General features: G+C 61.7%; 1 protein-coding gene. It reads right to left on the bottom strand.

Features of this window, described 5'->3' with window-relative positions; all coding sequences use genetic code 11:
* Nucleotides 1-62 precede the first annotated feature (62 nt).
* Nucleotides 63-1,192 (bottom strand): IS3 family transposase gene (locus tag O6W96_RS19675; RefSeq protein WP_435372249.1). Its coding sequence is split into 2 segments (ribosomal slippage): nt 63-931 and nt 931-1,192, totalling 1,131 coding nucleotides; the frame shifts between segments, so codons are not numbered across the junction.
* Between the last annotated feature and the right edge of the window lie 85 nt (nt 1,193-1,277).

Raw genomic sequence — 1,277 nt, forward strand, 5'->3', positions numbered from 1 at the left:
TGAGGTGGTCCCGGTTGTCTGAACAGGCTCGCGGCCTGGATAAGTGGATCACCGCTGGTTGATCATGCCGCTGCGAGAAGCGGCTGGTCGAAGTATACTTGGTCCGGTGTCCTGGTACCAAGGGCTGAATGTGGCCGGACGCTGTTATAAAACGCAAAATATCGGCCGATGCCGGCGCGGGCTTCGGGGACCGTGGCGTAGGCGTTGAGGTACACCTCCTCGTATTTCACCGAGCGCCAGAGGCGCTCAACGAACACGTTGTCGCGCCAGCAACCCTTTCCATCCATGCTGATGGCGATCTCTTCGCGGTGCAGGACGGCGGTGAAGGCGGAACTCGTAAATTGTGAGCCCTGGTCGCTGTTGAATATCGCCGGCTTGCCATAACGGGCAAGCGCTTCCTCCAGCGCCTCGATGCAGAACGCGACGTCCATTGAGATCGACACCCGCCAAGCCAGCACCCGCCGGGTGAACCAATCGACGATGGCGACCAGATAGACGAAACCGCGCGCCATTGGGATGTACGTGATGTCGGTCGCCCAAACCTCGTTCGGCCGGGTCACCGTCAGCTTGCGCAGCAGATAGGGATAGATCTTGTGTCCCGCCGCGGGCTTCGACGTGTTCGGGCGGCGGTAGATCGCCTCCAGCCCCATTCGCTTCATCAGCGTGGCGACATGCCGTCGCCCGATGTTCACGCCTTCCTGCCGGAGCAAATCGCGCAACATCCGGCTACCGGCGAACGGATAGAGCAGATGAAGCTCGTCGATCCGCCGCATGATCGCTAGGTCGGCCGAGGATACAGGCCGCGGGAGATAGTAGATGCTGCCGCGGCTGATATCGAGCTGCTGCGCCTGGCGAGCCAGCGGCAGCTTATGGTCGCGATCGATCATCGCTTTGCGCTCGGCAACAGACCGGCTTTCCCGAGCGCACCGGCCAAAAAATCGTTCGCCAGCGTCAGCTCGCCAATCTTGGCGTGCAGCACAAATATATCGACCGCGGGTTCGCTCGTTGCCGGCCCCGCGCCGAACACGTCTGCCGCCCCCTCCAGCAGCTGCGCCCGCCACTGGTTGATGAGGTTGGGATGTACGTCAAACTGCTGCGCCAGCTCGGCTAGCGTCTTCTCGCCCTTCACAGCAGCCAGTGCCACCTTCGCCTTGAATGCCGGGCTGTGATTCCGGCGGGGTCGCTTGCTCATCTTGCCTCCTCTTCGCGGCCAGCATGGCCGCTGTTAGATCGGCAATCCACTTATCCCCGCTGTTCAGATTCCTAGAACCACCTCT

This window comes from Sphingomonas faeni (assembly GCF_040407495.1).
Lineage (GTDB): Bacteria > Pseudomonadota > Alphaproteobacteria > Sphingomonadales > Sphingomonadaceae > Sphingomonas > Sphingomonas faeni_D.